A 26,294-nucleotide genomic window follows, 5' to 3' on the forward strand; every position below is an offset into this window, starting at 1 on the left:
AACAGATCTTGATCACCTTGTCGGAAGGGCTGAGGTTGAAATCTGAATCTCCACTCAACCCTGAATGAAATGCCTCAGACGCCTGGACTCATCAGCCATACGCCTTTGCAGCTCTGCGGAAGGAGCATCGGAATCTTCCCTTAACTGAGCGCTGATCACGTCGTCTTCTGTGATCGAAAGACCACGCTCACGTCCGAGCTGGATCAGGGTTTCGACAGACACGGGCTCCGAGAGCCGCTGAGCCAGGTCCTGCTCGTCTTGGCGTTGCTGGAGAAGGGTATCGAGATCCTGAAGGGACATAAACAGCAGCGTGCAGTGATCAGAACCCATTCCACCAGACCATTGCTAGACATCGCGGAGGACTTGGGAAGACCATGAGGACCACCTGTTTCACGACTGCTCTGTTCGGCCTGAGTGTTGGTCTGATCAGCCTTGAAGCTGGCTTATCAGGGGCACAGGCTGGTTGCAACTTCCTCCCCCCAGTCGGCGGAAACGGAAGCAGCAACATCGTCAAAAAACGGGTGAGCAGAGAGAAGCTGATCGGCCGCACCAACTGGAACACAGACTTTGCTGTCAATGCTCCGTACAGCAGTTTCAAGCTTTTCTTCACAGCGGACTCCACTGCCAGCGGTACCTATCCAGTTGAAGCATTCCTGAAATTCACTGACGGCAGCAATCTGCGCGTGGTGAAGGAGTCAATGACTCCTCCAATCGGCACAGGCAGGCAATTCGGACCGTTCACCGTTCCCCAGGGCAAACAGGTCAATCAGGTGAACTTCAAGATCGGAGCAGGCAGCGATCCCAACTCAACAGGATTCAGCTACCGCATTTCCGTTCAGGGCTGCAACTGATCCATTCCAGAGAGCAATGCGTGATCGCCTCTGGATTGTCATCCCCGCAGCGGGATTTCCATTCCTGCTCGTGCTGTTCATTGTTCTCTGGCAGTCTCTGCAACAACAGAACCGCACCATTCAGAACCTGGTGAAGCAGCTCGACGGACTCGAAGGTGTCGAGCTGCGTAACAGGGAAGGGAACCAAGCACTGATCGAACAGCAGCTTGAGGTTCTCCAGACAAGACAACAAAAGCTGCAGAGGCAGATCAGCAATCTGGAAAGCTGGCAGCGTGCTTCCGGTGATCGGGAACGGACCCTCTGGAACAGGCTCGAAACACCGTTCCCACCCACTCTGGGTCCCGACCTTACCGACGAGCGGGACATTGAGCGAACAACACCACCCGAACTGCCTTCATCTCCACAGCTGTCATCACCACGGCCTTCATCTCAGCAGCCTTCATCTCGACAGCCTTCATCTCAGCAGCCGTCATCTCAACAGCCAGTGATCAGCCCTTGACCGCATCGCCAGTGGCACTGGGAAGAATGAAGCGCTGCAGAAGAATGAACAGCAGCAGCACCGGAAGGATAGAAATCACGGATCCTGCGGCCACAATTCTCCAATCGAGAGAAAAACTGCTGGCCAGCTGCTGCAGACCCAGCGGCAACGTGAACAGCTGAGGATCATCCAGAATCACCAGCGGCCAGAGGAAATCGCTCCAGGTGCCGATGAAGACAAACATGGCCAGGGTGATGAGATCAGCTCGTGCGGCTGGAATCATCACGTTCCACCACTCACCGAGCTTGCTGCAGCCATCCATTCGAGCGGCCTCTTCCAACTCAGCCGGAACACCGAGAAAGCTCTGACGTAGGAGATACAACCCGAAGGCGGTTGCCGCCTGGGGAATGACAAGAGCCATCAGGGTGTTGCGCAGACCCAGCTGCACCATCAGGAGATAAAGGGGGATCATCACCACCTGAAACGGAATCAGGATGGTGGCGACCACCAAGCCCAGCACCAAGCCACGGCCGGTGAAGCGCATTCGTGCCAGGGGGTAGGCCGCCAGGGAGCAGAACAGCAGATTGGCCACCACAGCCAACAGGCTGACCACTGTGCTGTTGAACAGATAGCGACCCAGTGGGTTGTCTCGAAACAGCCGTCCGTAGGCATCAAGGCTGGGTTGTAAGGGCAGCAGCGCTGGAGGGCTCGTAAAAATGTCCTCTGCAGGGCCCTTCAGAGACGTGCTTACCAGCCAGAGAAGGGGCACAAGCACGACCAGTGCCAGCAACAGCAGTATCAGCAGCTGGAGCAACGCCCCGGCACGAAGCCCAGCTTTGCCCGCTGGGCCTCGAGTGACGGAGGACTGCATCAATTTCAGAGAGTGGGGCGGGCTTCAAGAGGTGCGGTGTCCCTCTGCGGATGCAAAGCCTGTTGTGCAGACCCAGCCACCAGACGGTTCAGAGCATTCACAAATGCCTGAGCCGCAGCCACCACCACATCCGTATCGGCGGAATGACCCGAATACAACTCACCGTCGCGTCGCAGCCTGATGGTCACCTCACCGATGGCATCAATGCCCTCGGTCACAGATTTCACGGAGAACTCCACCAGTTCATTGGGCTCCCCGGCCAGAGCATTGAGGGCTTGACAAACGGCATCAACAGGACCGGTGCCGATCGACGCCATGGTCTGCTCATTGCCATCTTCATCCGCCAAGGTGACAGTGGCAGTGGGGCTGAGGCTGCTGCCGCAACTCACCTGCACCAGCTTCAGCAGATAGCGGGCCTCCGGCTGCTGAACCTGCTCACTGACAATGGCTTCAAGGTCACGATCAGTGATTTCGCGTTTGCGATCGGCGAGGTCCTTGAAACGAGCGAAAGCATCATCAAGATCTTCACGGCTGAGGTCGTACCCCAGCTCTTCCAGACGCGCGCGCACGGCACTGCGACCACTTAACTTTCCCAGGGAAATGCGGTTATCACTGAGCCCCACAGTGCGTGCGTCGACGATTTCATAGGTCAGCCGGTTCTTGAGTACACCGTCCTGATGAATCCCCGATTCATGGGCGAACGCATTGGCACCCACGATCGCCTTGTTGGGCTGAACCACCATGCCGGTGAGGTTGGAGACCAGGCGTGAGGTTTTGGTGATCTCCTCAGTACGCACAGCAGTCAGTGGAGTCGGCGAATCCGCATCGCGTCCGAAGAAGGGATTGAAGTAGCGGCGGCGCACATGCAATGCCATCACCAGTTCCTCGAGGGCAGCGTTACCAGCTCGCTCACCGATGCCGTTGATCGTGCATTCGAGCTGTCGCGCTCCGTTCTTGACAGCCTCCAGGAAGTTGGCGACAGCAAGGCCAAGATCGTTGTGTCCATGCACTGACAACACTGCATCGCCGATGTTGGGAACATGGCGATCAATACCCGCGATCAGCTCGCCGAACTCAGTCGGCGTGGTGTATCCGACCGTGTCAGGGATGTTGATGGTGGTGGCGCCTGCAGCGATCGCTGCCTCGATGACTTCGTAAAGAAATTCAGGATCACTGCGTCCTGCGTCTTCGCAGGAGAATTCAACGTCATCGACCAGGGAGTGGGCGTAAGCCACCATGTCGGGGACGATGGCCAGCACCTCCTTTCGACTTTTTCGCAGCTTGTGTTCAAGGTGAATATCACTGGTTGCGATAAAGGTGTGAATCCGTCTCCGCGGTGCAGGAGCTACTGCTTCAGCGCAGGCTTTGATATCGCCCCTGGACGCTCGAGACAGCCCACAGATCACTGGGCCGTGTTCTCCCCCGACCTGCTGGGCGATGCGCTGGACAGCGGCAAAGTCCCCTGGACTGGCAAAAGGGAAGCCCGCCTCGATCACATCGACGCCCAGTCTCGCCAGCTGCTGCGCGATCGCCAGCTTCTCCTCAAGATTGAGACTGGCTCCCGGAGATTGCTCACCGTCCCGGAGGGTGGTGTCAAAGACCAGAACGCGGCCTGGGTCGTGGGCCATGGCAAAAGCCTCGACACGATTTAGTCGGAATGACTATGGATAAGACCACTCTAAGCGAGTGAGCCAGTGCCAATGCTGTAGATCCCGCCCGTAATCCCGGTACATTCACACGGTTGATGGGACGGAAAAGTGGCCAACGGGGCACTGGCTCTTGTTCTGCATGCCCATCTGCCGTACGTCCGCGGCGCAGAAGCCCACTCGCTTGAAGAGGACTGGTTCTTCCAGGCACTGATCGAGTGCTATCTCCCCCTGCTGGAGACCCTCGAGCGAGCTGCTACCGATCCGGGACAGAGCCCACAGCTGACCATGGGGTTATCGCCCACTCTGCTGTCACTGCTGGCCGATTCCACGCTGAGACAGCGTTTTCCGGCCTGGGTCAAAGCACGACTCAACCTGTTGCACCATGCCCCGTCTGACCGGCGAGCTGCAGCGGAGCATCTGGCCAGCTGCTTCGAGCGGCACCTCACTGCCTGGCAACACTGTGACGGCGACGTCATTCCACGGTTCCGTGAACTCCAGCGCCAAGGTGTTCTCGATCTGCTCACCTGTGGGGCCACACACGGGTATCTACCCCTGCTGAGAGAGCACCCTGAGGTGGTGCGTGCTCAGTTGCGAACGGCCGTCAGAGAGCACCACAGATTGCTGGGAGAGTGGCCTCTGGGCATCTGGCTTCCCGAATGTGCCTACTACGAAGAACTGGATCGCTGGATGCGCGATGCAGGACTGCGCTACGCCGTCCTCGATGGGCACGGACTTCTGCATGCCGAACCCCGCCCGCGCTACGGGGTTTATGCCCCGATCGTGAGCCGGCAGGGAGTGGCCTTCTTCGGTCGTGACAGTGATGCCACCCTCCCAGTCTGGTCAGCGAAGGATGGCTATCCGGGTGACCCCTGGTACAGGGAATTTCACCGAGATCTGGGCTGGGATCTGCCAGCTGAACAGATCGAAGCCATGGGGCTTCCGGCCCAGCGTCCACTGGGACTGAAGCTGCACCGGGTCAGCGATCCGGCCGGTGGTCTGGATGGCAAGCAGCCGTACCAGCCTCAACGGGCGATCGAACGCACCCGTGACCATGCCCGGCATTTCCTGACGGGCAGACGACAGCAACTTGATCGGCTGAGCGACGGCATGGCTATTGAACCTCTGCTCGTGGCACCTTTTGATGCTGAGCTCTTTGGCCACTGGTGGTTTGAGGGTCCTGGTTTTCTGGCCGAACTGTTCCGCCAGGCACCGGAACAGAACATCCGATTCACCAGCCTGCGTGGCGTGCTGAACGATCAACCGAATCTTCAGATCTGCAGTCCCTGCCCTTCCAGCTGGGGCAGGGGTGGTTTTCACGATTACTGGCTCAACGAAACCAATGCCTGGATCATTCCTGAATGGAGCCGAGCAGGTCGAGCCATGGTGGAACGCTGCAGTCGCGGGGTGGGCAGCGAACTGGACCTTCGTCTGTTGCATCAGGCCGGACGGGAACTACTGCTGGCCCAGTCCTCCGACTGGAGCTTCATTCTCAGAGCAGGCACCACAACGGAACTGGCCCGTGAGCGCATCGAGCGTCACCTCGAACGCTTCTGGCGCTTGATCGCCGCGATCGAGCGACGGGAGCAACTACCGGAGGGATGGCTCGAGGAACTGGAGCAGGAAGACGCCCTCTTCCCCTTGATTCAGCCAGCTGACTGGAGCAGCATCATTACCTGAACCCTGGCGCCTGGCGTTTCGCTGCTCCGAGCACAAGCCCACGCCGCAGCTCCCATGGAGACAGGGCAAACAATCGCAACATCACTGCCATCAGCCGGGGCAGCGGCAAGGTGTTGGTCAGGAAGCCAAACCACTCCTCCCGCGGCAGCGCAAAGAAGGTGGCGAAATGGGTTCGCAGCAGGCTTTCGTTGAATCCCATCAGACGGCCCAGACCGAACTGATACAGCTGATGCCGCAGGACGAGCTCCGCTGGCCAGAGGGCCTGCCAGCCATGGCTGACAAGCTCAGCGGGCCTCAACGATGGATCAGCCAGTGCTGCTGCCAGAGAATCCGCCAATCCAGGGCCCCGACGCAGAAGTGCACCCACCAGGTAGCCCGATGCCGGATGCACCATGCTCGCCGCACCTCCAAAGGCCAGCACCGGCTGACTGCGATCAGGCAGCGGCAGATTCATGGGGAAGAGGCAAAACTCCTCATGGATCACCTCGGTGATCTCCACGCCGCGCCGATCCAAGCGCTGCTGCAGCCGTTGCTTCAGCACATCGTAGGGAACCCCGGGTGCCAGAGCGAGCGATGTTTCCTCAACGAAGAAGATCCTATCCCCCAGATCCATCGCATACAGAAATGTGGGCGGTTCTAGGCGCTGCTCGTCGCTGAGGTGATCGCAGCGGTAATCCATCAGCACAAACCGACCGCTGTTGATTGGATCCTCTGAAAACCGTCCCACGACGCCATAGGCCGCCTGCCCCGCCACCGGCCCCTGGTCAGGACGGCGAATGTGTGGGCTGCTGGCACCGGATGCATCAATAACAAGCCTGGCCTTGTGCACTTCGCCGGAGGCGCAGCTGACCAGAGTGTGCTCTGGTCCTGCTTCGACCCGTTCGGCGGAGTCGTGATACCAGACCACGCCATCGGCGCGCTTCAGCAAATAGCGCTGTAGGGCAGCCCGATCGAACAAGCCGTAGTCGATGCCGTGAACCAGCGGTTGATCTGCGGCCTCGGAACCACCAGCTCCGAAGTAACTGAGCGTGTCGCTCCAGCGATGCTCAATCAGATGCTCAAGGTCGAGATCCTTCAACTCATCGACCCAGATGCCGTAGGTGTTGGGCCATGGTGCATCCACGGGCTCGGGAGCAATGCCCTCAACAGCGACTCCGCGCTGGTGCAGCTCAGAGGCAATACAGAGAGCGGCGGGCCCGCCCCCAAGCACCAGCACATCAGCGCAGCTAGCCAAGGTCAGCTGTCCGCCGGCGCACTCTCAGAGTTGGCTTCGACATCTTTACTGGAATCAGAGTCGGCTGAGGCATCGTCGAGCTCATTCGTCTCGGCTTCCGGGGGAACCAGAACGACCTTAAGGAGACGATCACCCTTGTCGAGCTTCTGTAGGCGAACACCCGTGGCTGCCCGTGACTGCTGAGGAATGGCATCGGCACTGGTCCGGACGATCACGCCTTTTTCACTCACCAGCAGTAACTCCTCCCCGGCTCCCAGAACGCTCAGACCCACCAGCTGATCAGCATCCGTGCGGAATTTCATGGCCCTCAGACCCATACCAGCCCGCTTCTGCAGACGGAATTGAGTCACAGGCACTCTTTTGCCGAGGCCAGCTGCCGAGGCCACCAGCACCCATGGCCCCTCACTGGCAGGGGTGCCTTCGTCATCACCATCGTCGGAACTTGCAGCGATCTGATCGGCCAGCTCCACCGGCAGCACATCCATGCTCACCAATTCATCTCCAGAGCGCAGATTCATCGAGCGCACACCACGGGCGGTGCGACCCAGTGGACGCAACTCGTCATCACTGAGGCGGAAGTGAATCGTCATTCCAGCCTTCGAGCCGATGAGAACACTGTCTCCAGGCACGGAAAGCCTCACCCATGTGAGCGCATCACCCTCTTCAAGACCGATGGCGATCAGTCCGTTGGAACGGATGTTGCTGAATGCCGACAGACGAGTGCGTTTGATGAATCCCCCCTGGGTCAGCATCAACAGATCGGTGTCGTCGTTGAACTCAGATACGGCGAGAAGCGATGTGATCGCTTCCTCCCTGGGAATGGGCAGCAACTGCACCACAGGTGTTCCCTTGGCCGTTCGGCTGCACTGAGGCACGCGATACGCGGGCAGGGCGTAGGACACACCACGGTCACTGAACAGCAACAAGGTGTCGTGGTCATTGCAGCCGATGAACAGCTTGACCGCATCTTCACCCTGACTTCTGGTGCCAGCCTTACCGCGCGTGCCCCGGCTGGTGGCTTCAAATTCGCTCACCGGCATCCGCTTGAGATAGCCCGTTTCGGTCACGAGCACGACCGACCGCTCGTTGGCGATCAGATCGATGTCTTCCAGGCCGCCACCAAGGTCGAGAATCTCAGTGCGACGCGGAACGGCATGACGATCCCTCAGCTGATTGAGTTCGTCCTTGATCAGACCGAAGACCCGCTCACGACGCCCCAGAATGTCCTTGTAGTCGGCGATCTTGGCGACCAGATCCTCATGCTCTAGGCGAATCTTGTCGGCCTCAAGAGCAGTGAGTCGCCGCAACTGCATCTGCAGGATCGCGTCCGCCTGAACCTCGCTCAGGCCATGACGGTCCTGCAGCTGCTGACGAGCCGTGGCGGTGTCGGGGGCAGCCCTGATCAGGGCGATGATTGGATCGAGCTGGTCGAGAGCCAGCAGCAGACCAAGCAGAATGTGATCGCGTTCCTCAGCCTTGCGCAGCAGGTAGCGGGTGCGGCGCTCGATCGTCTCGACCCTGAAGTCGAGGAAGACATCGAGCATCTTGCGCAACGTGAGCAGAATCGGCTCGCCATTGACGAGGGCCAGCATGTAGGCACTGAAATTGCTCTGCAGAGGGGTGAGCTTGTAGAGGTTGTTCAGCACCACCTGGGGATAGGCATCGCGGCGAAGCTCAACGACGATGCGCATGCCGTCGCGATCACTTTCATCACGGATATCCGAGATCCCTTCCAGCTTTTTGTCGTTGACCATCTCGGCAATGCGCTCAATCAGCGCTGCTTTGTTGGTCTGATACGGGAGCTCGGTGATGATCACGGCATCGCGATCAGGACGACCGGGCACCTCGAGTGTTTCGATGCCGGCCACACCGCGCATCGTCACCGAACCGCGACCACTGAGATAGGTCTCCTTGATTCCGGTGCGGCCCAGGATCTGTCCTCCGGTCGGAAAATCGGGGCCGGGGATCAGGGCCATCAGCTCCTGATCGCCAATGTCAGGGTTCTCGATCAGAGCCAGAAGACCAGCGATCAGCTCTCCCAGGTTGTGAGGAGGGATGTTGGTCGCCATGCCCACGGCGATTCCGGCCGAGCCGTTCAGCAAAAGCTGAGGAATCCGTGATGGCAGGACCGTGGGCTCTTGTTGCGAACCGTCGAAGTTGTCGATGAAATCGACGGTCTCCGCCTCGATGTCTTCGAGGAGCGAGTCGGTCGTGAGTGCCTGCAACCGCGATTCGGTGTATCGCATTGCGGCTGGCGGATCATTGTCAACCGAGCCGAAGTTGCCATGCCCGTCGATTAGCGGCATCGACATGGAGAAACTCTGGGCCATCCGCACTAGTGCGTCGTAGACCGCCGTATCTCCATGGGGGTGATATTTACCGAGCACTTCACCAACCACACGCGCGCACTTGCGGTAGGGGCGGTCACTGGTGAGGCCCAGCTCATACATCGCATAAAGAATCCTGCGATGAACAGGCTTGAGACCATCACGGGCGTCAGGCAGAGCTCTGCCGACGATCACGCTCATCGCGTACTCGAGATACGAGCGCGACATCTCGTTGCGCAGGTCCGTCTGGATGATCCGATCGTCGGAATCGCCGGGACCGCCGCTGCCGGGCCCCACTGAATCCGTCATACAAGACCTTTAGATCGTCAGCCACTTTATCGCGGATGCGCGATCGGATGACACCCGGCTCGTCACCTTTTGCTGTCTGTGTGCAATCAACCAAGGATCAGGACCTTACGCTTTGGCGTCGCCACTTGGACTGAAGTTGATGTCGTCCGACAAGCCCCCCGAAACTAAGGCTCCTGCCGAATCCATCAATCCGGATCTTCCCGCTCAGGGCGACATCACTGAGAGCGGGGCAGAGACGGAGAAAACCGCAGAAGCCCCCAAGTCCGAAACGGCTCCCGCTCCAGCTGCCTTTGCTCCGCCTCAGACACCGGTGAAGACTGAGCCGGCTGTGCAACCCGTCGCAGCATCTGACTCACCTTCGATTGCAGAGCGCATCAGTGTTCCAGCCCAGGCTTCTGCTGACGACAGCAGAGAAGAAGGCGGCGAATGGGAACTTCTCTCCAATCGCATCAAGCAGTTCTTCGAGGCGAACAATCTTCAGGATCAATGGCAGAGCCTTCGCCAGCCTCTGTTTCTGCTCGGTGGACTGATTGTTGTGATCCTGACGATTCGGATCTATGGAGGGATCCTCGATGCCATCGCCACGGTTCCATTGGCTCCACGACTGTTTCAACTGGTTGGCACCTTTTATGCCTTCTGGTTTGCAGCCACACGCCTGATCCGAGCCGAGGAGCGGAAGAAGATTTCGGCCAACGTGAATGATCTCTGGAGCAGCTTGCGGGGAGGCTCAAAAACCTGACCCGGATCGTCACGAAGCGCGAAGCACCGATTGGTAGCTTGATCGAACTCTGTTAGCTCCTGCGGTGGACATTCAGCTCGGACGCTCAAAGGTTGTACGCCGGGCCTATGGCATCGATGAAATCGCACTGGTGCCCGGCGGCAAAACCGTGGATCCAGAGGTGACCAACACCAGCTGGTCAATTGGAGGAATCGAGCGCGAGATTCCGATTATCGCCAGTGCCATGGATGGCGTCGTCGATGTGGGTATGGCCGTCAACCTGTCCAGGCTCGGAGCACTCGGTGTGATCAACCTTGAGGGAGTCCAGACGCGCTACGAAGACCCAAATACTGTTCTCGATCGCATTGCATCGGTCGGCAAGGACCAGTTCGTTCCTCTGATGCAGGAGATCTACAGCCAGCCTGTGCAGGAGCCCCTGATCCGCAAGCGCATTCAGGACATCAAGGCCCAGGGTGGTATCGCCGCTGTCAGCGGAACCCCTGTTGCGGCGCTGCGCTACGGCAAGGCGATCGCCGAAGCTGGTGCCGATCTGTTTTTTGTCCAGGCCACGGTGGTGTCAACGAATCACGTCGGACCTGAGGGCCAGGAGACACTCGACCTTGCAGCCCTGTGTCGAGATCTGGGGGTGCCCGTTGTGATCGGCAATTGCGTGACCTACGAGGTGGCACTTCAGCTGATGCGCGCCGGGGCCGCTGCCGTGATGGTGGGAATCGGCCCTGGAGCTGCATGCACCTCAAGAGGAGTGCTTGGAGTGGGAATACCTCAGGCCACAGCGGTGGCCGACTGCGCCGCGGCCCGAGAGGATTACCAGAAGGAAAGCAACCGATACGTTCCCATCGTTGCCGACGGCGGCATTGTGACCGGCGGCGACATCTGCAAATGCATCGCCTGTGGAGCTGATGCCGTGATGATCGGATCACCGATTGCCCGGGCAGAGGAAGCACCTGGTCGTGGCTTTCACTGGGGCATGGCCACCCCAAGCCCTGTCCTGCCCCGCGGCACCCGCATCAGCGTCGGCAGTACGGGAAGCCTGGAGAGCATTCTGCGTGGACCAGCCAAGCTTGATGACGGAACCCATAACCTTCTGGGCTGCCTAAAAACCTCCATGGGAACCCTGGGAGCACGCACCATCAAGGAGATGCAGCAGGTGGAGGTGGTTGTGGCTCCATCGCTGCTCACCGAGGGCAAGGTTTATCAGAAAGCCCAGCATCTCGGCATGGGCAAGTGAGCACAGTTCTTGCATCGAGACAAGGATGAACCCACCGAGACGCGGGTAAAATCGACATGTGCGGGCTTTGGCCCACACACTCCTCACACCCCCTGGCCCGACGCGTTCGGGCTTTCTGTCTTTAGGTCATCCATCACAGTTCAGGCGAAGAGCTGGGTGATTGAGCAGCAACCTCGGAAACGGTTGCTAAATTTCGCCCAATTCGACCGATCCTGAATGTCCAGCGCTGCCGCTGTCACCGACGCCTCCTTCGAACAGGACGTCCTTCAGAGCGACGTTCCCGTGCTGGTCGATTTCTGGGCCCCCTGGTGTGGCCCATGTCGCATGGTTGCGCCCATCGTTGATGAAATTGCCAAGGAATTCGAAGGAAAAATCAAGGTGTTCAAGCTCAACACCGATGAAAATCCCAACGTGGCCAGCCAATTCGGCATTCGCAGCATTCCAACTCTGATGGTTTTCAAAGGTGGACAGAAAGTCGACACTGTCGTTGGAGCCGTCCCCAAGGCAACTCTCTCTGGCACGATTGCCAAATACCTCTGAGGCCTCAACTGACTTCGTCAGCAGACCAAACTCCTGAGGGCTCATCCAAGCCGATCCAGACGATCGGCCTGATCGATTACGGAATGGGCAATCTCCATTCCGTTCAGACCAGTTTCAAACGCTTGGGGCAGCCTTTAATCCAGGTTCGGCATCCTCGGGATCTAGAAGCCTGTGATGCGCTGATTCTCCCGGGAGTCGGAGCTTTTGATCCGGCAATGGAAAAGCTTCATTCGACTGGACTCGTGCAGCATCTACGCAGCTGGCATGACAACAAACGCCCTCTGCTCGGGATTTGTCTGGGCCTTCAGTTGCTGTTCGAACGCAGCGATGAAGGCAGTATCGAAGGTCTGGGACTTTTCGAAGGCGAAGTTCAACGGCTACCCGATCAACAGGGTGAGCGGATTCCACACATGGGCTGGGGGCAGCTGAGACCCCAACAGCCCTGCCCGCTTCTTGTGGAAGGCGAAGCGCAACCCTGGGTGTATTTCGTGCATTCCTATGCAGCGGTCCCCAACAAGACCGCAGATCTGGCCGCGACCGTGAGCTTCGGGCAGGGGGAAGCTACGGCGATGGTTTGGAGCGATCGCACGGGTGCCTGTCAGTTCCACCCTGAAAAGTCAGCAAAAGCCGGCGCTCGGTTGCTGAAGCAATGGATCGGATGGCTGCAGTCCGGCGCGCAGCTGCCCCAGTGAAAGGTGGGCAGCTGCGCTTGATCGGTGGGCGTCGCCTGCGCAGCCCTCAAGGCCAGGGAACTCGGCCAACCACCGCGCGCGTGCGTGAAGCCCTGATGAACTTGTTGAGTTCCGAGATCAGAGGCTGTTACTGGCTGGACCTCTGCAGCGGCAGCGGAGTCATGGGCTGTGAAGCGTTGATCCGAGGAGCCTCCCATGTGGTTGCGGTGGAGAAGGATGCGCGCACTGCGGCAATCTGTCGAGAGAATCTCGAACTGGTGGCCGCCAACGATGCCTGTGATGCAACGGTGAACGTGATCAGGAAAGATCTGCTCAGCTGGTTAAAACAGGGGTGCCTTGACGGCAATCAGCGGTTCTCAATCGTTTATTTCGACCCGCCTTATGGATCCGGGCTTTACCGCCCGGCACTCTCCATGCTTCACAGTGGCGGCTGGGTTCAGCCTCAGGGACTGGTGATCTGCGAGTTCGCCAGCAGAGAGAAATTTGAAGTGCCGTCAGGCTGGAAGGAAACAGACAGACGTCAATACGGGAAGAGCAGCCTGCTGATCCTCAACCCCCAAGAGCACTGCCGCGGCGATACTGATTCCAAGCTGCGACAAACAGGCCGAGAAGGGTGACCGGAATCAGACCAAGAACGATGCCGCACAGAAGAGGTTCGATCATGGCGTCACGCCGAGTGGAAGGATTGACCACAATTGTTCCATGCATATGACGCAACTGTGACGACACCGTCATCAACTGCTGCAACGTTGGAACGACGCCGTGGTTTGGTGACGGCGCTGGTAGCCATGGCTGTGATCACAGCGCTGGCTCTCGGGGCCTGGTTCTATGTCAGCACCCGTCTGGATCCTTACAGCAAGGCGGCACTGGCATTGAACGGCGATGTGCAGCATGGTGCGCAGCTGTTCCGCATCAACTGCGCTGGCTGTCACGGCATCTCGGGTCAGGGACTGGTGGGCCCGAGCCTTCAGGCCGTAAGCGAACGACGACCGGACCGATCGCTGATCCACCAGATCGTGAGCGGAGAGACCCCGCCGATGCCACGCTTTGAAATCGAACCGGAAGGCATGGCGGACCTTCTGAGCTACCTACACACCTTGAACTGATGCCATCGTGAGCCTCTCCGTGGTGTTGGTGGAGCCGTCCGGTCCGCTCAACGTTGGAAGCGTGGCTCGGCTCTGCGCCAATTTCGGAATTGATGATCTGAGGCTGGTCGCTCCGCGATGTGAACCCAATGACCCCGACGCACAACGCATGGCCGTGCATGGAGGGCAGGTTCTAAGCCGAGCTCGTTGCTTCCCGACACTGTTCGAGGCACTGGCCGATTGCCAGCGCGTCGTGGCCAGCTGCGGACGCATTGACCATGGAGAGATTGCTGTTCAGCCTCCCGAACAGATCATGCCCTGGGTGCAACAGGGTCTTGAATCGGCTGCACAGGTTGCACTGGTCTTCGGCAGAGAGGATCGCGGCCTGAGCAATGAGGAGCTGCTGCTCAGTCAACGCGTTGTACGGCTTCATTCCTCGGACGCCTATCCATCGCTGAATTTGTCCCATGCGGTTGCTGTGATGTTGCATGAACTGGAGAGGGTTCGCCGGCAATTCTCAGGTCAGCTGAAAGAAGTACTTCAGGATGCAGAAACAGCCGAACCAACCCAGCTGATCGACTGCCTCAATGACGCGGAAGATCTGCTTCTGGAGGCGGGTTTCCTGTTGGAGCACACCGCCAGGGCACGCATGGCCAAGGTCAAAGGTCTGCTGCAACGATCCCTGGTACGTCCTGAAGAATTGGCCATGCTGCGCGGCATGGTCCGACAACTTCGTTGGGCGATTCGTTGCCACCGCCCGTAATCTCTGGCTTTCTCGCGCAGTTCCTTGGCCTCCAGTCGATCGAGACGCCAAAACCCTGGCTGGGGACGTCCTCTGCGGCTTGTGCTGCGACTTGTTCTGATGGGCGTGGGACTTGGCGTCATTACGGGCTCCTTGCTGAAACTGGCTGGCCCTGCCGTTGAAAAAGGAGATCTCGCACTTCCTGGGTGGCTGCCGTTAAACGAGCAGAGCCCAGAGGGCAAAGCCCAGCCTGAAGCGACTGCCAACGACAACGGAACCACATCCCTCAATCGCACCGAATCCCTGGGTCGCTTCGAGACCCGCAATGAACTCAAGCCGCTGAGTGAGCGCTGGCAGACACTGGCAGCAGAACAGCCCGACCTGAAAGTGAGCGCCTTCATGCTCGTGCTGGACGACGGTCGCTATGCACAGCTGGAGCCTGACACTGCGCTGCCGGCGGCCAGCTCCATCAAAACCCCGATCCTGCTCGTCACCCTTGAGGAGCTTGACGCAGGTCGCTTGAGCTGGAACGAGCCTTTGCAACTCAGCAAAACCGTGGTGGGTGGCGGTGCCGGTTGGATGGCGTCCAAACCGCTCGGCACCCGTTTCCCAACGCATGAAGTCGCCACTGAAATGATCCGGGTCAGCGACAACACCGCCACCAACCTTCTGATCGAACGGCTGGGAGGTCAGGAGACACTGAATGCCCGTTTCAACGCTCTGGGCCTGAGCGCCACCAAGGTGAACGACTGGCTACCCGATCTCAAGGGCACCAACAGCACCAGCGCCAGAGATCTGGCTCGATCGATCGCGCTGGTTGACACCGGTGAAGCCCTCTCGATCCGCAGCCGGGATCTGTTCCGGGAGGTCATGGGCACATCGATCACCAATACCCTTCTGCCGCGAGGACTGATGCGGGGTCTCGGCGGACGTCAGGGAGAGCCGGACGACAGCCTGATGGTGAAAGGCTACAGAGTGCTCAATAAAACCGGCGATATCGGTATCGCCTACGCCGATGCAGGCTTGATTGAGTTGCCTGATGGCAGCAGAGCGGTTGCAGCCTTCCTGGTGAAGGGACCGTTCAACGATCCGCGCTCAACGGAACTGATCCGCAAGCTGGCAGCGGCGATGGCGCCGGTTCTCAAACCCAAACCCGCCGTTGCCCGTTCAAGCGCAAGTGCCGCCAGCATCGATCCATGACACGTCTCAACAGTCTGCAGGCACTGGCCGCTCTGACCGTGGCCACAGCATCCATCGCGACGATGTTTTCACCGCCACAGCTTGCAGCGGAACAGCAGAAACCGGCTGACCAAACACTGACTCGCCGCAGCGATGTACGAGCCCTTCCAGGCCAGCTGGATGACGTGCTGATGGTCAATGACAACAACCCGGAACTGATTACCGGGGAAGGCATCCTTGTTTCGACCTTTCCGCAGGCGCCGGGCCTGAATATCGCGCTGAATGGTCGCTTCGACCTGTTCAGCCATCACGTTTACGCCGGTCAGCCCGATCAGCTTGACTCGACTCTCTGGCTCGCTGTTGTGGCTCAGCCAGCAGGAGATGCTCCAGTAACTCTGAGACTTCTGGGTGGCAGCACCTCCCTCTCACAGGCGACTCTGAAGGGCCAAACCGCTTCACCATTTCTGCCGTTGCCAACCCTGATGGCTGAATCAGGCACAGCGGTTGCCTCTGGTCCGGGCAGCAAGGTTGCCGGCGACCTGCTGCGCGGAGACATCGCGAACGAACTGCAACAGGAATGGCTGATTGCACCCGGAAACATCAGCCCCCTGGTGGTGCTTCCAATCCCGGTCGCCGGACTCGATCCACTTCTCAACGGGCGCAACCTGCAGCTGCGGCTTCAGAGCTCAGGTCCGGTGCATATCGCCACCCTGGCCGCCTATGGAAATGGTGACAAGGTTCCAGACCCAGAGCGGTGGATCAGGCTGCTGAATCAGGGACGGCAGAGTCCCAAGGAGCACCAACCGACTCCGCGTGGCGCTAGCGGCAGGATGGTCTACTCACGCGTCAGCGGTGTTCAGATCGGCAGTACCTGGAGAGCAACCCTGACCGATCCCGGATCCAGCCACCTGAACATTGAAGATGCGCCCGTCTCCTGGCCGATCAGCAGCCTGGAACGCGGTGAGCTGCAGACAGGACAGATCCAGACAGCGGAGCTGAAGGCCTTTGATGCAGGCACCGCCTGGGCAGCACATGGGAACTACGGCGTTGAATACGACCTGACGCTTCCACTGCGCAATCAGGGATCGCAGCAGCGAACAGTGGCGATCACCCTGGACTCTCCTGATAAAAACAGCAGCGGTAACGGCCAACTGGTGTTCAACGGCAGTGACAGCGGTCCGGTGATGTTCCGTGGACCGATCGAAGTGAGCGGACTGGATGCACAAGGGGGGAGACCCAGCGGTCGACGACGCTTTCACCTGGTGTTGCGACGGGGGCAGGAGGGCCCCCAACTTGGGCAAATCACACTCGCTCCTGGAGAAACTCGTTCGGTACGAGTACGCCTTGTTTACCCGGCGGATGCCACACCTCCCCAGGTCCTGTCTCTCCGACCTGTGAAACAATCCACAGAAGCACCAGTCGATCGTCCGTGAGTTCACCGCGCAAGCGCAGAGTTTTCCCCTTCACCGCCGTGATCGGTCAGGAGGAAATGAAACTTGCTCTGCTGCTCAACGTGATCGATCCCCGCATCGGCGGTGTGATGATCATGGGCGACAGGGGCACAGGCAAATCCACCACGATCAGGGCACTGGCGGATCTGCTCCCTGGTATTGAGGTGGTCGCAGGAGACCCCTACAACAGCTCACCAACCGATCCTGATCTGCAGAGCAGCGACGTGCGTCAGCGCCTCGAGCATGGGGAAACCCTCGCGACAGAGGAGCGACAGGTGCCCATGGTGGATCTTCCACTTGGCGCGACGGAAGACCGCCTTTGCGGCACCATCGACATTGAGAAGGCTCTCAGCGAGGGCGTGCGGGCTTTTGAACCAGGATTGCTGGCCAAGGCAAACCGGGGCCTGCTTTACGTCGACGAAGTGAATCTGCTGGACGATCATCTGGTCGACGTCCTGCTCGATTCTGCCGCTTCAGGCTGGAACACGGTTGAACGTGAAGGCGTGTCCGTGCGACATCCCGCCCGCTTTGTGCTGATAGGTTCCGGCAACCCTGAGGAAGGCGAGCTGCGCCCTCAGCTCCTCGACCGCTTCGGCATGAGTGTTGAGGTGCGAACAGTCAGAGACCCTGAGCTTCGCGTCCAGGTGGTGGACCAGCGCACAGCCTTTGACACCGACCCTGATGCCTTCACCTCCTCGGTTGAAGCTGGACAGAAAGCACTTCAGGAAAGGGTGGTCGAAGCCCAGCAGCGACTGGACCAGGTTGAAATCGACGATGATCTGAGATTGCGCATTTCCGCAGTGTGCGGCGAGCTGGATGTCGACGGCCTGAGGGGAGACATCGTCACCAACAGGGCTGCACGAGCACTGGCGGCCTTTGAAGGCCGCACTGAAGTCACGGAAGAGGATGTTGCCCGCGTGGCGTCATGCTGTCTTCGTCACCGCCTGCGCAAAGATCCACTCGAGCAGATCGATTCCGGTGATCGAGTCGTGAAGGTGTTCTGCAAGGTGTTCGAGCGCAGCGAGAGCAGCGATAGAGCCGAATTCGAACTGGCCCTGGCCGCCTGATGAGCCCACAGGAGTAGCCGAGCCGTGCGCATTCTCGGCATCGACCCCGGTCTCGCCCGGGTTGGTTACGGGGTGATTGACACCTCTGCTGGTCAGCAGACCATGCTCGATTGCGGCATCATTCGCACCGATCCTGGGCATTCAGAAGGCAAGCGAATGGTGGAGATCGCCAGAGACTTGCGGCAGCTGATCAGGGCCTGGCGCCCGGAATTGGCATCCGTCGAAAAGTTTTTCTTCTACAGATCCAGCAACACCATCGCCGTTGTTCAGGCTCGGGGCGTGGTGATCATGACCCTCAGCAGATTTGGATTGCCAATCGTCGAGTTTCCGCCGATGCAGATCAAGCAAGCTCTAACCGGCCATGGCCATGCTGACAAGGATGAGGTTCTTGAAGCCGTGATGCGCGAGCTCAACCTTGAGTCTCCGCCCAGACCGGACGACGCCGCTGATGCACTAGCCGTTGCACTGACGGGCTGGTTTCAGCAGTAAGAACAACAACACAAACGGAGATCCCTCACCATTGAAGTTTTCAAGGCAGAGAACACGCAAGCAAAAGCCGCTGTTAAGCGTGGGATTGAATGATTGAGCTTATTAACGAAACACCAATATCATCACGCTCTGAACATCAGCTAGCACCCCAATAAACCTCAATTAAAGAAAGCTAAAAGATGAGCACTTTTCCACAAATCTCTGTTGAGAAACCTGCCGAATTCTGGAGATTTGGATGAGAAGAGCAATGCCCTGACGATTAGACCTCAGCCACTCGCTCAGAGTGGAACATGGGATTCAAGACTTCATGGCTTACACAGCCTGGAATGGCTAACACATAGGCATAACTCTGATGCCAAGCCAATGAGGTATTGGTGATTGGGCATTATTTTTCACTTGAACGTGTCAGCTGATCCCGTAGACGGGCAGCAAACGCTTTTTCAACCAAGTCCCCAGCGAAGACAGACCTGCTGACAATCATGAGATCAGGACAAGTCCTTCTAGAGGTCAGGACAACTGTTGATCTGAAATCATGTGATTCATCTCTCAGCAGTGCGGACTGGACCTGGAATTGGCCTGCCTTGTGGACACTGGATCACAAGCTCAGTCTGAGCTCGACACCTGAACCTCTTGAGCATCTTCCATTGCTTCTTCTTCTTCAGCGCTTGCAGAAGGGAGCAAGCCCAGTTGCGTTTCAACGGTTGCCCGGTACCGATTCAGATCGGTTTCCAATTCCTGGATGCGCACTTGCTGGGCGTCGAGATTACTGGATTGATGGATGCGTTCCACGTTGTTCAGCATCCCGCTCCATGCAGCGAACAGCCAGGCTGAAGTTGCACCAATCCCGGCAGACAGCAGCAGCAATGCTGCAAGAGGCGTGGTGTACTTCAGGCCGGGTAGCACATGAACGGTTGTAGCAGCCGTATTTTCCAGCGTGAAGAACACCATGCTCAGGCCGAACACGAAGATCAGGGTGAAATTGATCTGACGCATGGTCCGAGTTGCTGGTGGACCAAAAACTACGTAATCACTTCCACGCTGGGAGCCAAAGCCAGTTGAAAGGATGAAGTTCGTTAACCAGCGAAAAGGTCGTTAACGAAACAAGGAAGCTTCATGCCATCAGCCTGAAAGGTATGGCTTGACTGGATGGGGCCAGATCCTGATCATCAGCTGGATCTGAATCATCTGCACCGAGTAACGGCACAAGATCCGACCGACTCGAACAGTCGGCTGCAAAGCCCAAGAGGTCGCTGGTCATTGCTTGAGCCGATCCATCACGACCCGGGAAAAAGCTCGCTCCTTGGCAGCGGTGACAATCAGCGCTTTTGAGAGTTGCTTCAGAGTTTCCACGTCATCGCATTCATCGATTTTGCGGCAGGCACGTTCGACGCGGAACTGCTGTTCGATGGTCAGGGGAATCTCGGACGTTGACACGGCAACCATGCCATTCAGCTCAGGCGAATCTGGCGAGTGCAACCCCTCAGCTGTGGAAGCTGCGCCCGAAGAAAAACCAAAAATTGGAAGGGCCCTTGAAATGCGCGCAAAAGATCACAATCTCAGGGAAAGGTTATTGTCATCAAAACGGGTGGTTTTGTTCCACCCAGCAACATGTGGCAGGGATACGAAGGTTGAGAAACATTGGCCCATGTCATAAGAGGTTTCGCGATGGGCACAAAAGGAAGGAAGCGATCACCGAGAGAAGCAGCAGCATTCATTCCTGAGAACAGCTCTGATGTTGTTCAATGGAAACACCTGCCAACTTTCAATGAACCAGCGGAGAAACGCATGAAGGCATTGATTCCTGTTTATGCCATTTCAATGCTTATGGCAACGAATGTCTTCGCCAATACTCAATCAGCCACTGCAGAAGGTGTTGACAAAGAGGTGACAGTCAATCGACTGATGTCCAAGGTTCCCCAGGGTGCAACAGTGACAAACACATCCTGCGCGGACATTGGAACCGCTGGTTTCAATGTCCGCTATCGATGCACTATCACCTGGCAGTGAATGGATGCCTTCAACGGGTCGATAGCCTTCAAACCAAGCATGCTCTGACCAGGATCCCAGTCAGCGAATGACAATTGATGCCATTCATGTTTCCTGGAGCGGAAACTATTCCAAAAGTTCAGAGCAAGACATCATGCGGTTTTGATGCCTGGCACTTCACTCTGCCTCCACATCCACAATGGCATCGCCGGCATCGAGATCTTCTTCACTTTGCATCTCTTTCATCGAGGACATGAGCTTTTTCACCAATCGGCTCATGAAATAGACCGTTGCAATCAGCCAGATAATCTTGATCATGGCTTCATTATGCACCAACAAGAGCAGCCCTATCAGGCCATCACAACAGGGGCAGGTCGTTAACGGAAGGTTTTGTCTAGAAAGCAGTGAAAATCACAATGACTCTTACGCGGCGCAGTTGGTCACTGCGGCTATGAGGGGAGGACTGGCTTTGGTCTGTCAAAACGAACCACAAGCAGTTTTTCCTTAGTCACGCTGCCATTTTGATCAAAAAGTTCTGGATGAGTGGTTTTGAGCCCAGTTCGGTCCTTTGTTTTAAAGGATAGACGCATTAATCGAATCGCCTGAACAACCACAAAAGCAAGAAATGCTGTGTAGGCAAGCGCGTTAATAGCTGAGAACACTGGCTTACAGATGCGTGGTGCAACATTAGTGAAACCAGGCCGCCAGCCTTGGCAGCAATGTTTTCAAGACCGTCATGCAAATGACACGGGCGGCTGTCTTCTGACTCAGTGCAGGGGCACCACGCTCTCCGATCATTGCCGATGATTTCGATGCGCTGTTGGATCGTCAAGCGGATTGTCTTCACCGCGGTCAATCCGATCTCGGCAAGTGGAGCAGAGAAGGTGCCCTTTTCGCTTCCAGTACGAGCGTTTGGAGCGTTCGATTGACTGCCCGCACATCAGGCATTGAAACAGAGGCGACATAAAAGCCGAAGGCTTTTGACGGTGAGACCCAGACTGCGAGAAGAACTGGCCTCAATCTGTTCACAGCAGACCTTCCTGGCGAAGCTGGCTTAACTTTCCGGCATCGATTCACTGACAAACGGAATCCGTCAACAGATGCAGTGCTTGAACAGCCATGAGAACACGATGACTCATCAACCCTGAATTTATTTGACAGACCAGAGCATTTTTGACGGTTTCAATGTTGTTGAAAAGCAAAGAAACGAGCATCACCAATCTTTTCTGAACAGCAATGTGTCACTTTTCCCATCCTGCGCTTGTCACGGATTTAGCTCCCTTCAACGGCTGAACCAAATCGTTGAGCAACGCTTGGGCACAATAAAAATGCAGCAATCACGGAGCCCCTCAGTGAGAGAGCTCTGCGATGACCAGAGAAAGCATGGGCGGGCAGGGTGCAGAATCACAATGGTGCAACGCCTGATGGGGCTGTGATGGACCGAACCGAAAGCACGATCGATCTCACTCTCAATGCCGCAGGGCTGCGCCTGCTGCTAGGTGCCGTGAGTCATCAGCTCGATCGATGGTCGGGCGGGGATCCTGTCGAGCAGAACAATCTGCAGGACATGAAGACACTGCTAACGGCTGCACTGCTGGAATGCACCTTTCAGGACAACTGAAGATCGGATTTAAAGCAGCTCCACTGCGAAAGGATTCACAAAAGCCAGGCGTTCAAACGTTCCTGAAAATGAGCAGACAGTTTTGGTTTCCTCTGCAGGCTTCATCGATGCCGTTTGGTGACTGATGCCGGCAACTGATAAAGGCTGGTTTGATTCTGTGGCGATCGACTATGCGCGTTGCAGGCCCCATTACCCGGATGCCTTCTTCGCCTGGATGGCAGACCAGTCGCCAGCACTGAATTGTTGTTGGGATGCAGCCTGCGGCAATGGTCAGGCATCCATTGGACTGAGCCGCTGGTTCAACCGTGTTGAAGCGACAGACCTGAGTGTTCAGCAGATCGCGGCAGCAGAACAACACCCCCGCATTCACTACCGGCAAGGAGCTGCGGAACAATCCGATCTGAGCAGCGACAGCATGGATGCGGTGCTGATTGCTGCAGCAATTCACTGGCTGGATGTGGAGCGCTTCAACCAGGAAGTCCGACGGGTGCTGCGACCGGGGGGCCTGTTGGTCTGGCTGGGCTATGAACCCATCCAAGGTGCACCTGAGGATTTACAGACGTGGCTCAACAGCCTCTATCACGAGCGACTCAACCGGTTCTGGCCACCTGAACGCACCCACGTGGACACCTGCTACGCCAATTTGCCCTTCCCAGTCTGCAATCAACCGCTGCCAAAAGGATTGAGGATCACCGAGCACTGGACGCAGAACGACCTTCTGGGCTTTATCAGCACCTGGTCAGCACTCCGACAGGCCAGCCAGCAAGTTGATAGCAATGATCAGAGCCGCTCACTGATCACCAACCTCTCCGAAGAGCTGAATGAGATCTGGCCTCAGGATTCAGCACAACTGACACTGCAATTGCCGCTGATGGGGCGCTGGGGGGTATTCCCCTGATGCAGGCCTTTGAGGAAGCCAGTAAACCCACTCTGCGAAGGATCTTCAGAACACGAAGGCGCCTGGCCTTTGAGGCTGAACCCAGCTTGCAGGACAGGATCCGCAATCAGGTCAGGCAGGAAATCAGGCAACGCCACCGAGAGGGTGAATTGCAGCAGTCCGTAGGGATCTACTGGCCATTGCCTGGAGAAGTGGACCTGAGCCCCCTGCGGCTTGAGCTGGTCCAAGAACTCGGGTTGAGCACAGCGCTTCCTGTCGCTGATGGACAAGGCAACATGACCTTTCGCCCCTGGACTGCGGCCCCCTTAGCCAGCGACGGCTGCGGGATTCCGGCTCCTTTGGATCAAAAAGACCTGAGTGCTGAGAAGCTGTCTCTCTTGCTCGTTCCTGCTCTGGCTGTGGATCGGATGGGCATCCGACTCGGCTACGGCGGCGGCTACTACGACCGTCTTCGCTGCCAGGAGGGCTGGAGCGAAGTACCTGCTCTGGTTGTACTTCCCGAAGACTGCGTGAGTGTTCAATCTCTGCCAACAGACCCCTGGGACAGACCTTTCCAGGGATGGTTGAGCGAAAAGGGTTTCCAACAGAAGTTGCCTTGAGTCCAAGGCAACCTGGCCAGAAGGGTTTCAATGGATCGCCGATCAAGCCCAAGCTGGTCTTCAGAACAGATTCAGATCCGCACGAATCAGGACTGGTTGAGGAGGGCAATCTCCCGCAGGATGGGTGTACCGACAACTGGCACACCATGGCCATTCCATCCCGTTTTGCACTGATGGCCGCCACAGCACTGGGCTTGGCTCTGGCGCAGCCAATGCAGGCTGAAGCCCATGGGGTGGAAAGCAGCCTTCGCTATCTCGACGGACAACTCGAACTCAGCAGCAGCTTTTCCACGGGAGAACCAGTGGAAGGAGCCGTGGTGAGGATCCTGAAGGCGGATGGAACACCCGGCCAGGAACTCGGGCGAATGGATGCGGAAGGCAGGCTGCAGATGACCCTTCCAGCACTGAAGGATGGTCTGGTGGACCTGCAGGTGGATGGCGGACCTGGCCACCGCGACTACCTCACCCTTCCTCTTCAGCAGGGGCGAGTCAACCTGGACGAAGTTGTGATGCGCCCGGGCAGCAGAAATGCTCTGGACTGGGCCATGGCACCAGCCCTGGTCGGCTTGGTGGGACTGATGGTTAAGGTGCGAAGCCCCCGACAACGCTGACCCAGCCATGGCTGAACCAGGCAGCTCCACAACTCGCTACGGCAGCCAGGCTCTTGATCAGCTCGCCGAACGACTGAACAGCACATCAGATCCGCGCAAGCGCTACGAGTATGTGCTCTGGCTCGCCAAAAAGCTGCCTTCCATGCCCCGAGAGCTGCAAACCGAAGAGCGCAAGGTCAAAGGGTGTGTTTCCCAGGTCTTTATTGCATCAGAATTGATCGACGGGCGTCTTCAGTGGCATGGAGATTCAGATGCCCTGATCACCAAGGGGCTGCTGGCCCTGCTGATCAAAGGACTGGGAGACCTCACCCCAGCACAGGTGATGTCTGTTGACCCTGGTTTCATCGCCGCCACAGGCCTTCAAGCCAGCCTCACTCCCTCACGCGCCAATGGCTTCCTCAACATCTTGCGGATGATGCAGCAGCAGGCGACTGTTCTCAATGAATCGGATTGAGCAGAACCAGCGGACCGACCGCTGCCTAAAGTCGACCCCTCAGCGCAACTAACGGACCCGCTCCATGGCGACAAGGATCGGCATCGGCCTGCTTGGCCTCGGCACCGTCGGCGCAGGTGTGGCAAGCATCCTGAACAGTCCGGAAGGTCGCCATCCACTGATTGCCGACCTTGAGCTTGTTCGAGTGGCTGTGCGTGATCCGCAGCGCAGCCGCCCCGTCTCAATCCCCTCCGAGCGCCTGACCACGGATCCCAATGAGGTGGTTGATGACCCCAATGTGCATGTGATTGTGGAGGTGATCGGCGGCATTGAACCGGCTCGCACGCTGATCATGCGAGCCATCACGGCCGGAAAATCAGTGGTCACCGCCAACAAGGCCGTGATCGCAAGACACGGTGAGGAAATCGCAGCGGCAGCGGCAGCAGCCGGTGTCTACGTGTTGATCGAAGCAGCCGTCGGGGGGGGCATTCCAATCATCGAACCGCTCAAACAGTCGCTCGGGAGCAATCGCATCGAGCGGGTGAGCGGCATCATCAACGGCACCACCAACTACATCCTCAGTCGGATGGCCGACGAGGGTGCCGATTATCACGCCGTTCTGAAGGAAGCCCAGGAACTGGGCTACGCGGAAGCGGATCCAGCAGCCGATGTTGATGGTCACGACGCTGCGGACAAGATCGCGATCCTTGCCGGACTGGCCTTTGGCGGCCCGATCGAACGCAGCGCCGTTCCGACAACGGGAATCAGCAATCTGCAGGGGCGTGATGTGGACTACGCCACTCAACTGGGATATGGCGTGAAACTGCTTGCTGTTGCTGAACGCCTGGAAAGCGATGGCGATCCGATGGGATCCCTGCCTCTGGGCGTCCGTGTCCAACCCACACTGGTGCCCAAGGACCACCCACTCGCCGGAGTCAATGGTGTCAACAACGCAATCCTTGTGGAAGGCGACCCGATTGGTCGGGTGATGTTTTACGGCCCTGGCGCCGGGTCAGGACCAACAGCCTCCGCAGTGGTTGCTGACATTCTCAATATTGCCGGCATCCGTCAGCTCAACAGCAGTGATGGCGGCCTTGATCCGCTGCTGGCAGCAAGCAGCTGGCGCTCCTGCCACCTCGTGGATGCTGGACGCATCCGACAGCGCAACTACGTGCGTTTCAACACGGAAGATGCTCCCGGAGTCATCGGCAGGATTGGCAGCTGCTTTGGAGAACAGGGTGTCTCCATCCAATCCATCGTTCAATTTGACGCCTGCGACGAGGGAGCTGAGATCGTTGTGATCACTCACGAAGTCGGTAACGAAGCGATGCAGAACGCCCTTCAGGCCATTGCCTCTCTGCCTGGAGTCCTTTCTCTGGCTGCTCATTTCGGCTGTTTCTGAACCCACCCGGAGGCCGTTCGCAGATCATGGGCCATTCGCAGATCAGAGTGTGTTCGCAGCCCCTGGCGAACACCCCCCGGGATGAGGCAGAGTTGTAAGAACAATCACAGCTCTGGTTCGCATTCGCGGATTCATG

30 protein-coding genes and 1 pseudogene are annotated in these 26,294 nt (G+C 57.9%); 21 read left to right on the forward strand and 10 right to left on the reverse strand.

Annotated features, from left to right (window positions below; genetic code table 11):
* Window positions 1-54 precede the first annotated feature (54 nt).
* Window positions 55-300 (reverse strand): Nif11-like leader peptide family natural product precursor, encoded by a 246-nt coding sequence (locus SynBIOSE41_RS11525; RefSeq protein ID WP_066909908.1) that lies wholly within the window; start codon window positions 298-300, stop codon window positions 55-57.
* Window positions 301-374: 74 nt separating this feature from the next.
* On the opposite strand from SynBIOSE41_RS11525, the gene SynBIOSE41_RS11530 reads away from it, so the two are divergent.
* Together SynBIOSE41_RS11530 and SynBIOSE41_RS11535 are read left to right on the forward strand one after the other, a co-directional pair.
* Entirely contained in the window at window positions 375-851 is a 477-nt protein-coding gene (locus tag SynBIOSE41_RS11530; protein WP_186538009.1) for a hypothetical protein, read from the forward strand.
* Window positions 852-867: 16 nt separating this feature from the next.
* Window positions 868-1,350, forward strand: coding sequence for a signal protein (locus SynBIOSE41_RS11535; RefSeq protein ID WP_186538010.1), 483 nt, complete (start codon window positions 868-870; stop codon window positions 1,348-1,350).
* Here SynBIOSE41_RS11535 and SynBIOSE41_RS11540 read toward each other — a convergent pair.
* Window positions 1,340-2,200 (reverse strand): carbohydrate ABC transporter permease, encoded by an 861-nt coding sequence (locus SynBIOSE41_RS11540; protein ID WP_186538011.1) that lies wholly within the window; start codon window positions 2,198-2,200, stop codon window positions 1,340-1,342. The genes SynBIOSE41_RS11535 and SynBIOSE41_RS11540 overlap by 11 nt on opposite strands.
* A gap of 5 nt (window positions 2,201-2,205) precedes the next feature.
* Window positions 2,206-3,828 (reverse strand): 2-isopropylmalate synthase, encoded by a 1,623-nt coding sequence (locus tag SynBIOSE41_RS11545; RefSeq protein ID WP_186538012.1) that lies wholly within the window; start codon window positions 3,826-3,828, stop codon window positions 2,206-2,208.
* Window positions 3,829-3,957: 129 nt separating this feature from the next.
* Between SynBIOSE41_RS11545 and SynBIOSE41_RS11550 the strand changes: the two genes are divergently transcribed.
* The gene (locus tag SynBIOSE41_RS11550; RefSeq protein ID WP_186538013.1) at window positions 3,958-5,526 is read left to right on the forward strand and encodes a glycoside hydrolase family 57 protein; all 1,569 of its coding nucleotides are present in this window, start codon (window positions 3,958-3,960) and stop codon (window positions 5,524-5,526) included.
* Here SynBIOSE41_RS11550 and crtL read toward each other — a convergent pair.
* Together crtL and gyrA are read right to left on the reverse strand one after the other, a co-directional pair.
* A complete protein-coding gene (gene crtL / locus SynBIOSE41_RS11555; protein ID WP_186538014.1) occupies window positions 5,519-6,760 on the reverse strand; it encodes a lycopene beta cyclase in 1,242 nt (413 codons plus the stop codon). The two genes, SynBIOSE41_RS11550 and crtL, sit on opposite strands and share 8 nt — an antisense overlap.
* A gap of 2 nt (window positions 6,761-6,762) precedes the next feature.
* The gene (gyrA, locus tag SynBIOSE41_RS11560) at window positions 6,763-9,396 is read right to left on the reverse strand and encodes a DNA gyrase subunit A (protein WP_186538015.1); all 2,634 of its coding nucleotides are present in this window, start codon (window positions 9,394-9,396) and stop codon (window positions 6,763-6,765) included.
* 139 nt (window positions 9,397-9,535) lie between these two features.
* On the opposite strand from gyrA, the gene SynBIOSE41_RS11565 reads away from it, so the two are divergent.
* The 5 genes and pseudogenes from SynBIOSE41_RS11565 to rsmD all read left to right on the forward strand — a co-directional run.
* Window positions 9,536-10,135 (forward strand): CAAD domain-containing protein, encoded by a 600-nt coding sequence (locus tag SynBIOSE41_RS11565; RefSeq protein ID WP_186538016.1) that lies wholly within the window; start codon window positions 9,536-9,538, stop codon window positions 10,133-10,135.
* A 64-nt stretch (window positions 10,136-10,199) separates the two neighbouring features.
* Window positions 10,200-11,363 (forward strand): GuaB3 family IMP dehydrogenase-related protein, encoded by a 1,164-nt coding sequence (locus SynBIOSE41_RS11570; RefSeq protein WP_186538017.1) that lies wholly within the window; start codon window positions 10,200-10,202, stop codon window positions 11,361-11,363.
* Between the two features lie 216 nt (window positions 11,364-11,579).
* Complete coding sequence (gene trxA / locus SynBIOSE41_RS11575) at window positions 11,580-11,903, forward strand: thioredoxin (protein ID WP_066909933.1); 324 nt, start codon at window positions 11,580-11,582, stop codon at window positions 11,901-11,903.
* A 53-nt stretch (window positions 11,904-11,956) separates the two neighbouring features.
* On the forward strand, window positions 11,957-12,595 hold the full coding sequence (gene hisH / locus SynBIOSE41_RS11580; RefSeq protein ID WP_186541133.1) for an imidazole glycerol phosphate synthase subunit HisH: 639 nt from the start codon (window positions 11,957-11,959) through the stop codon (window positions 12,593-12,595).
* Window positions 12,562-13,131, forward strand: a pseudogene (gene rsmD / locus SynBIOSE41_RS11585) (16S rRNA (guanine(966)-N(2))-methyltransferase RsmD); the annotation flags it as partial. The gene hisH and the pseudogene rsmD, both read left to right, overlap by 34 nt.
* A 13-nt stretch (window positions 13,132-13,144) precedes the next feature.
* Here rsmD and petG read toward each other — a convergent pair.
* Complete coding sequence (petG, locus tag SynBIOSE41_RS18135) at window positions 13,145-13,258, reverse strand: cytochrome b6-f complex subunit V (RefSeq protein WP_006041770.1); 114 nt, start codon at window positions 13,256-13,258, stop codon at window positions 13,145-13,147.
* A gap of 56 nt (window positions 13,259-13,314) precedes the next feature.
* On the opposite strand from petG, the gene SynBIOSE41_RS11590 reads away from it, so the two are divergent.
* Genes SynBIOSE41_RS11590 through ruvC form a run of 6 tightly spaced genes read left to right on the forward strand, consistent with a single transcriptional unit; the run spans window position 13,315 to window position 18,608 of the window.
* Entirely contained in the window at window positions 13,315-13,701 is a 387-nt protein-coding gene (locus SynBIOSE41_RS11590; protein ID WP_186538019.1) for a cytochrome c, read from the forward strand.
* 7 nt (window positions 13,702-13,708) lie between these two features.
* The gene (locus SynBIOSE41_RS11595) at window positions 13,709-14,443 is read left to right on the forward strand and encodes an RNA methyltransferase (protein ID WP_186538020.1); all 735 of its coding nucleotides are present in this window, start codon (window positions 13,709-13,711) and stop codon (window positions 14,441-14,443) included.
* Between the two features lie 24 nt (window positions 14,444-14,467).
* Window positions 14,468-15,622: a serine hydrolase gene (locus tag SynBIOSE41_RS11600; protein ID WP_186538021.1), complete on the forward strand. Its 1,155-nt coding sequence runs from the start codon at window positions 14,468-14,470 to the stop codon at window positions 15,620-15,622.
* Entirely contained in the window at window positions 15,619-17,034 is a 1,416-nt protein-coding gene (locus SynBIOSE41_RS11605) for a DUF3370 domain-containing protein (protein WP_186538022.1), read from the forward strand. Before SynBIOSE41_RS11600 ends, SynBIOSE41_RS11605 begins: the two co-directional genes overlap by 4 nt.
* Window positions 17,031-18,119 carry a magnesium chelatase ATPase subunit I gene (bchI, locus tag SynBIOSE41_RS11610; protein WP_066909954.1) on the forward strand — a complete coding sequence of 363 codons (1,089 nt, stop codon included), beginning with the start codon at window positions 17,031-17,033 and terminating at the stop codon, window positions 18,117-18,119. Before SynBIOSE41_RS11605 ends, bchI begins: the two co-directional genes overlap by 4 nt.
* A gap of 24 nt (window positions 18,120-18,143) precedes the next feature.
* Complete coding sequence (gene ruvC, locus SynBIOSE41_RS11615) at window positions 18,144-18,608, forward strand: crossover junction endodeoxyribonuclease RuvC (protein WP_186538023.1); 465 nt, start codon at window positions 18,144-18,146, stop codon at window positions 18,606-18,608.
* Window positions 18,609-19,211: 603 nt separating this feature from the next.
* Here ruvC and SynBIOSE41_RS11620 read toward each other — a convergent pair.
* Entirely contained in the window at window positions 19,212-19,601 is a 390-nt protein-coding gene (locus tag SynBIOSE41_RS11620) for a lipopolysaccharide assembly protein LapA domain-containing protein (RefSeq protein ID WP_186538024.1), read from the reverse strand.
* 261 nt (window positions 19,602-19,862) lie between these two features.
* On the reverse strand, window positions 19,863-20,042 hold the full coding sequence (locus tag SynBIOSE41_RS11625; protein WP_186538025.1) for a hypothetical protein: 180 nt from the start codon (window positions 20,040-20,042) through the stop codon (window positions 19,863-19,865).
* 351 nt (window positions 20,043-20,393) lie between these two features.
* Here SynBIOSE41_RS11625 and SynBIOSE41_RS11630 point away from each other — a divergent pair, with 351 nt between their 5' ends.
* Window positions 20,394-20,615, forward strand: a complete 222-nt coding sequence (locus tag SynBIOSE41_RS11630; protein WP_186538026.1) for a hypothetical protein — start codon at window positions 20,394-20,396, stop codon at window positions 20,613-20,615.
* A gap of 156 nt (window positions 20,616-20,771) precedes the next feature.
* Here the strand turns inward: SynBIOSE41_RS11630 and SynBIOSE41_RS11635 are convergent, their stop codons facing one another.
* A complete protein-coding gene (locus SynBIOSE41_RS11635; protein ID WP_186538027.1) occupies window positions 20,772-20,912 on the reverse strand; it encodes a hypothetical protein in 141 nt (46 codons plus the stop codon).
* Window positions 20,913-21,043: 131 nt separating this feature from the next.
* Window positions 21,044-21,184, reverse strand: a complete 141-nt coding sequence (locus SynBIOSE41_RS11640) for a DUF2973 domain-containing protein (protein WP_186541135.1) — start codon at window positions 21,182-21,184, stop codon at window positions 21,044-21,046.
* Window positions 21,185-22,029: 845 nt separating this feature from the next.
* On the opposite strand from SynBIOSE41_RS11640, the gene SynBIOSE41_RS11645 reads away from it, so the two are divergent.
* The 6 genes from SynBIOSE41_RS11645 to SynBIOSE41_RS11670 all read left to right on the forward strand — a co-directional run bounded on the left by SynBIOSE41_RS11645 (window position 22,030) and on the right by SynBIOSE41_RS11670 (window position 26,158).
* Window positions 22,030-22,215, forward strand: a complete 186-nt coding sequence (locus tag SynBIOSE41_RS11645) for a hypothetical protein (protein WP_186538028.1) — start codon at window positions 22,030-22,032, stop codon at window positions 22,213-22,215.
* A 124-nt stretch (window positions 22,216-22,339) separates the two neighbouring features.
* Entirely contained in the window at window positions 22,340-23,113 is a 774-nt protein-coding gene (locus tag SynBIOSE41_RS11650; protein ID WP_186538029.1) for a methyltransferase domain-containing protein, read from the forward strand.
* The gene (locus tag SynBIOSE41_RS11655) at window positions 23,113-23,712 is read left to right on the forward strand and encodes a 5-formyltetrahydrofolate cyclo-ligase (protein WP_186538030.1); all 600 of its coding nucleotides are present in this window, start codon (window positions 23,113-23,115) and stop codon (window positions 23,710-23,712) included. Before SynBIOSE41_RS11650 ends, SynBIOSE41_RS11655 begins: the two co-directional genes overlap by 1 nt.
* 146 nt (window positions 23,713-23,858) lie before the next feature.
* Complete coding sequence (locus SynBIOSE41_RS11660) at window positions 23,859-24,323, forward strand: hypothetical protein (RefSeq protein WP_186541137.1); 465 nt, start codon at window positions 23,859-23,861, stop codon at window positions 24,321-24,323.
* 7 nt (window positions 24,324-24,330) lie between these two features.
* Window positions 24,331-24,777: a SufE family protein gene (locus tag SynBIOSE41_RS11665; protein ID WP_186538031.1), complete on the forward strand. Its 447-nt coding sequence runs from the start codon at window positions 24,331-24,333 to the stop codon at window positions 24,775-24,777.
* A gap of 64 nt (window positions 24,778-24,841) precedes the next feature.
* A complete protein-coding gene (locus SynBIOSE41_RS11670; RefSeq protein WP_186538032.1) occupies window positions 24,842-26,158 on the forward strand; it encodes a homoserine dehydrogenase in 1,317 nt (438 codons plus the stop codon).
* Window positions 26,159-26,294: the final 136 nt, after the last annotated feature.

Source organism: Synechococcus sp. BIOS-E4-1 (genome assembly GCF_014279995.1).
Lineage (GTDB): Bacteria > Cyanobacteriota > Cyanobacteriia > PCC-6307 > Cyanobiaceae > Synechococcus_C.

Bases quoted from the DNA above. Each gene is read 5' to 3' on its own strand.
- SynBIOSE41_RS11525 (WP_066909908.1), bottom strand. From the start codon at position 300: ATGTCCCTTCAGGATCTCGATACCCTTCTCCAGCAACGCCAAGACGAG.
- SynBIOSE41_RS11530 (WP_186538009.1), top strand. From the start codon at position 375: ATGAGGACCACCTGTTTCACGACTGCTCTGTTCGGCCTGAGTGTTGGT.
- SynBIOSE41_RS11535 (WP_186538010.1), top strand. From the start codon at position 868: ATGCGTGATCGCCTCTGGATTGTCATCCCCGCAGCGGGATTTCCATTC.
- SynBIOSE41_RS11540 (WP_186538011.1), bottom strand. From the start codon at position 2,200: ATGCAGTCCTCCGTCACTCGAGGCCCAGCGGGCAAAGCTGGGCTTCGT.
- SynBIOSE41_RS11545 (WP_186538012.1), bottom strand. From the start codon at position 3,828: ATGGCCCACGACCCAGGCCGCGTTCTGGTCTTTGACACCACCCTCCGG.
- gyrA (WP_186538015.1), bottom strand. From the start codon at position 9,396: ATGACGGATTCAGTGGGGCCCGGCAGCGGCGGTCCCGGCGATTCCGAC.
- SynBIOSE41_RS11565 (WP_186538016.1), top strand. From the start codon at position 9,536: ATGTCGTCCGACAAGCCCCCCGAAACTAAGGCTCCTGCCGAATCCATC.
- trxA (WP_066909933.1), top strand. From the start codon at position 11,580: ATGTCCAGCGCTGCCGCTGTCACCGACGCCTCCTTCGAACAGGACGTC.
- petG (WP_006041770.1), bottom strand. From the start codon at position 13,258: ATGATCGAACCTCTTCTGTGCGGCATCGTTCTTGGTCTGATTCCGGTC.
- SynBIOSE41_RS11605 (WP_186538022.1), top strand. From the start codon at position 15,619: ATGACACGTCTCAACAGTCTGCAGGCACTGGCCGCTCTGACCGTGGCC.
- SynBIOSE41_RS11620 (WP_186538024.1), bottom strand. From the start codon at position 19,601: ATGCGTCAGATCAATTTCACCCTGATCTTCGTGTTCGGCCTGAGCATG.
- SynBIOSE41_RS11630 (WP_186538026.1), top strand. From the start codon at position 20,394: ATGAAGGCATTGATTCCTGTTTATGCCATTTCAATGCTTATGGCAACG.
- SynBIOSE41_RS11635 (WP_186538027.1), bottom strand. From the start codon at position 20,912: ATGATCAAGATTATCTGGCTGATTGCAACGGTCTATTTCATGAGCCGA.
- SynBIOSE41_RS11640 (WP_186541135.1), bottom strand. From the start codon at position 21,184: ATGCGTCTATCCTTTAAAACAAAGGACCGAACTGGGCTCAAAACCACT.
- SynBIOSE41_RS11645 (WP_186538028.1), top strand. From the start codon at position 22,030: ATGGACCGAACCGAAAGCACGATCGATCTCACTCTCAATGCCGCAGGG.
- SynBIOSE41_RS11650 (WP_186538029.1), top strand. From the start codon at position 22,340: ATGCCGGCAACTGATAAAGGCTGGTTTGATTCTGTGGCGATCGACTAT.
- SynBIOSE41_RS11655 (WP_186538030.1), top strand. From the start codon at position 23,113: ATGCAGGCCTTTGAGGAAGCCAGTAAACCCACTCTGCGAAGGATCTTC.
- SynBIOSE41_RS11660 (WP_186541137.1), top strand. From the start codon at position 23,859: ATGGCCATTCCATCCCGTTTTGCACTGATGGCCGCCACAGCACTGGGC.
- SynBIOSE41_RS11665 (WP_186538031.1), top strand. From the start codon at position 24,331: ATGGCTGAACCAGGCAGCTCCACAACTCGCTACGGCAGCCAGGCTCTT.
- SynBIOSE41_RS11670 (WP_186538032.1), top strand. From the start codon at position 24,842: ATGGCGACAAGGATCGGCATCGGCCTGCTTGGCCTCGGCACCGTCGGC.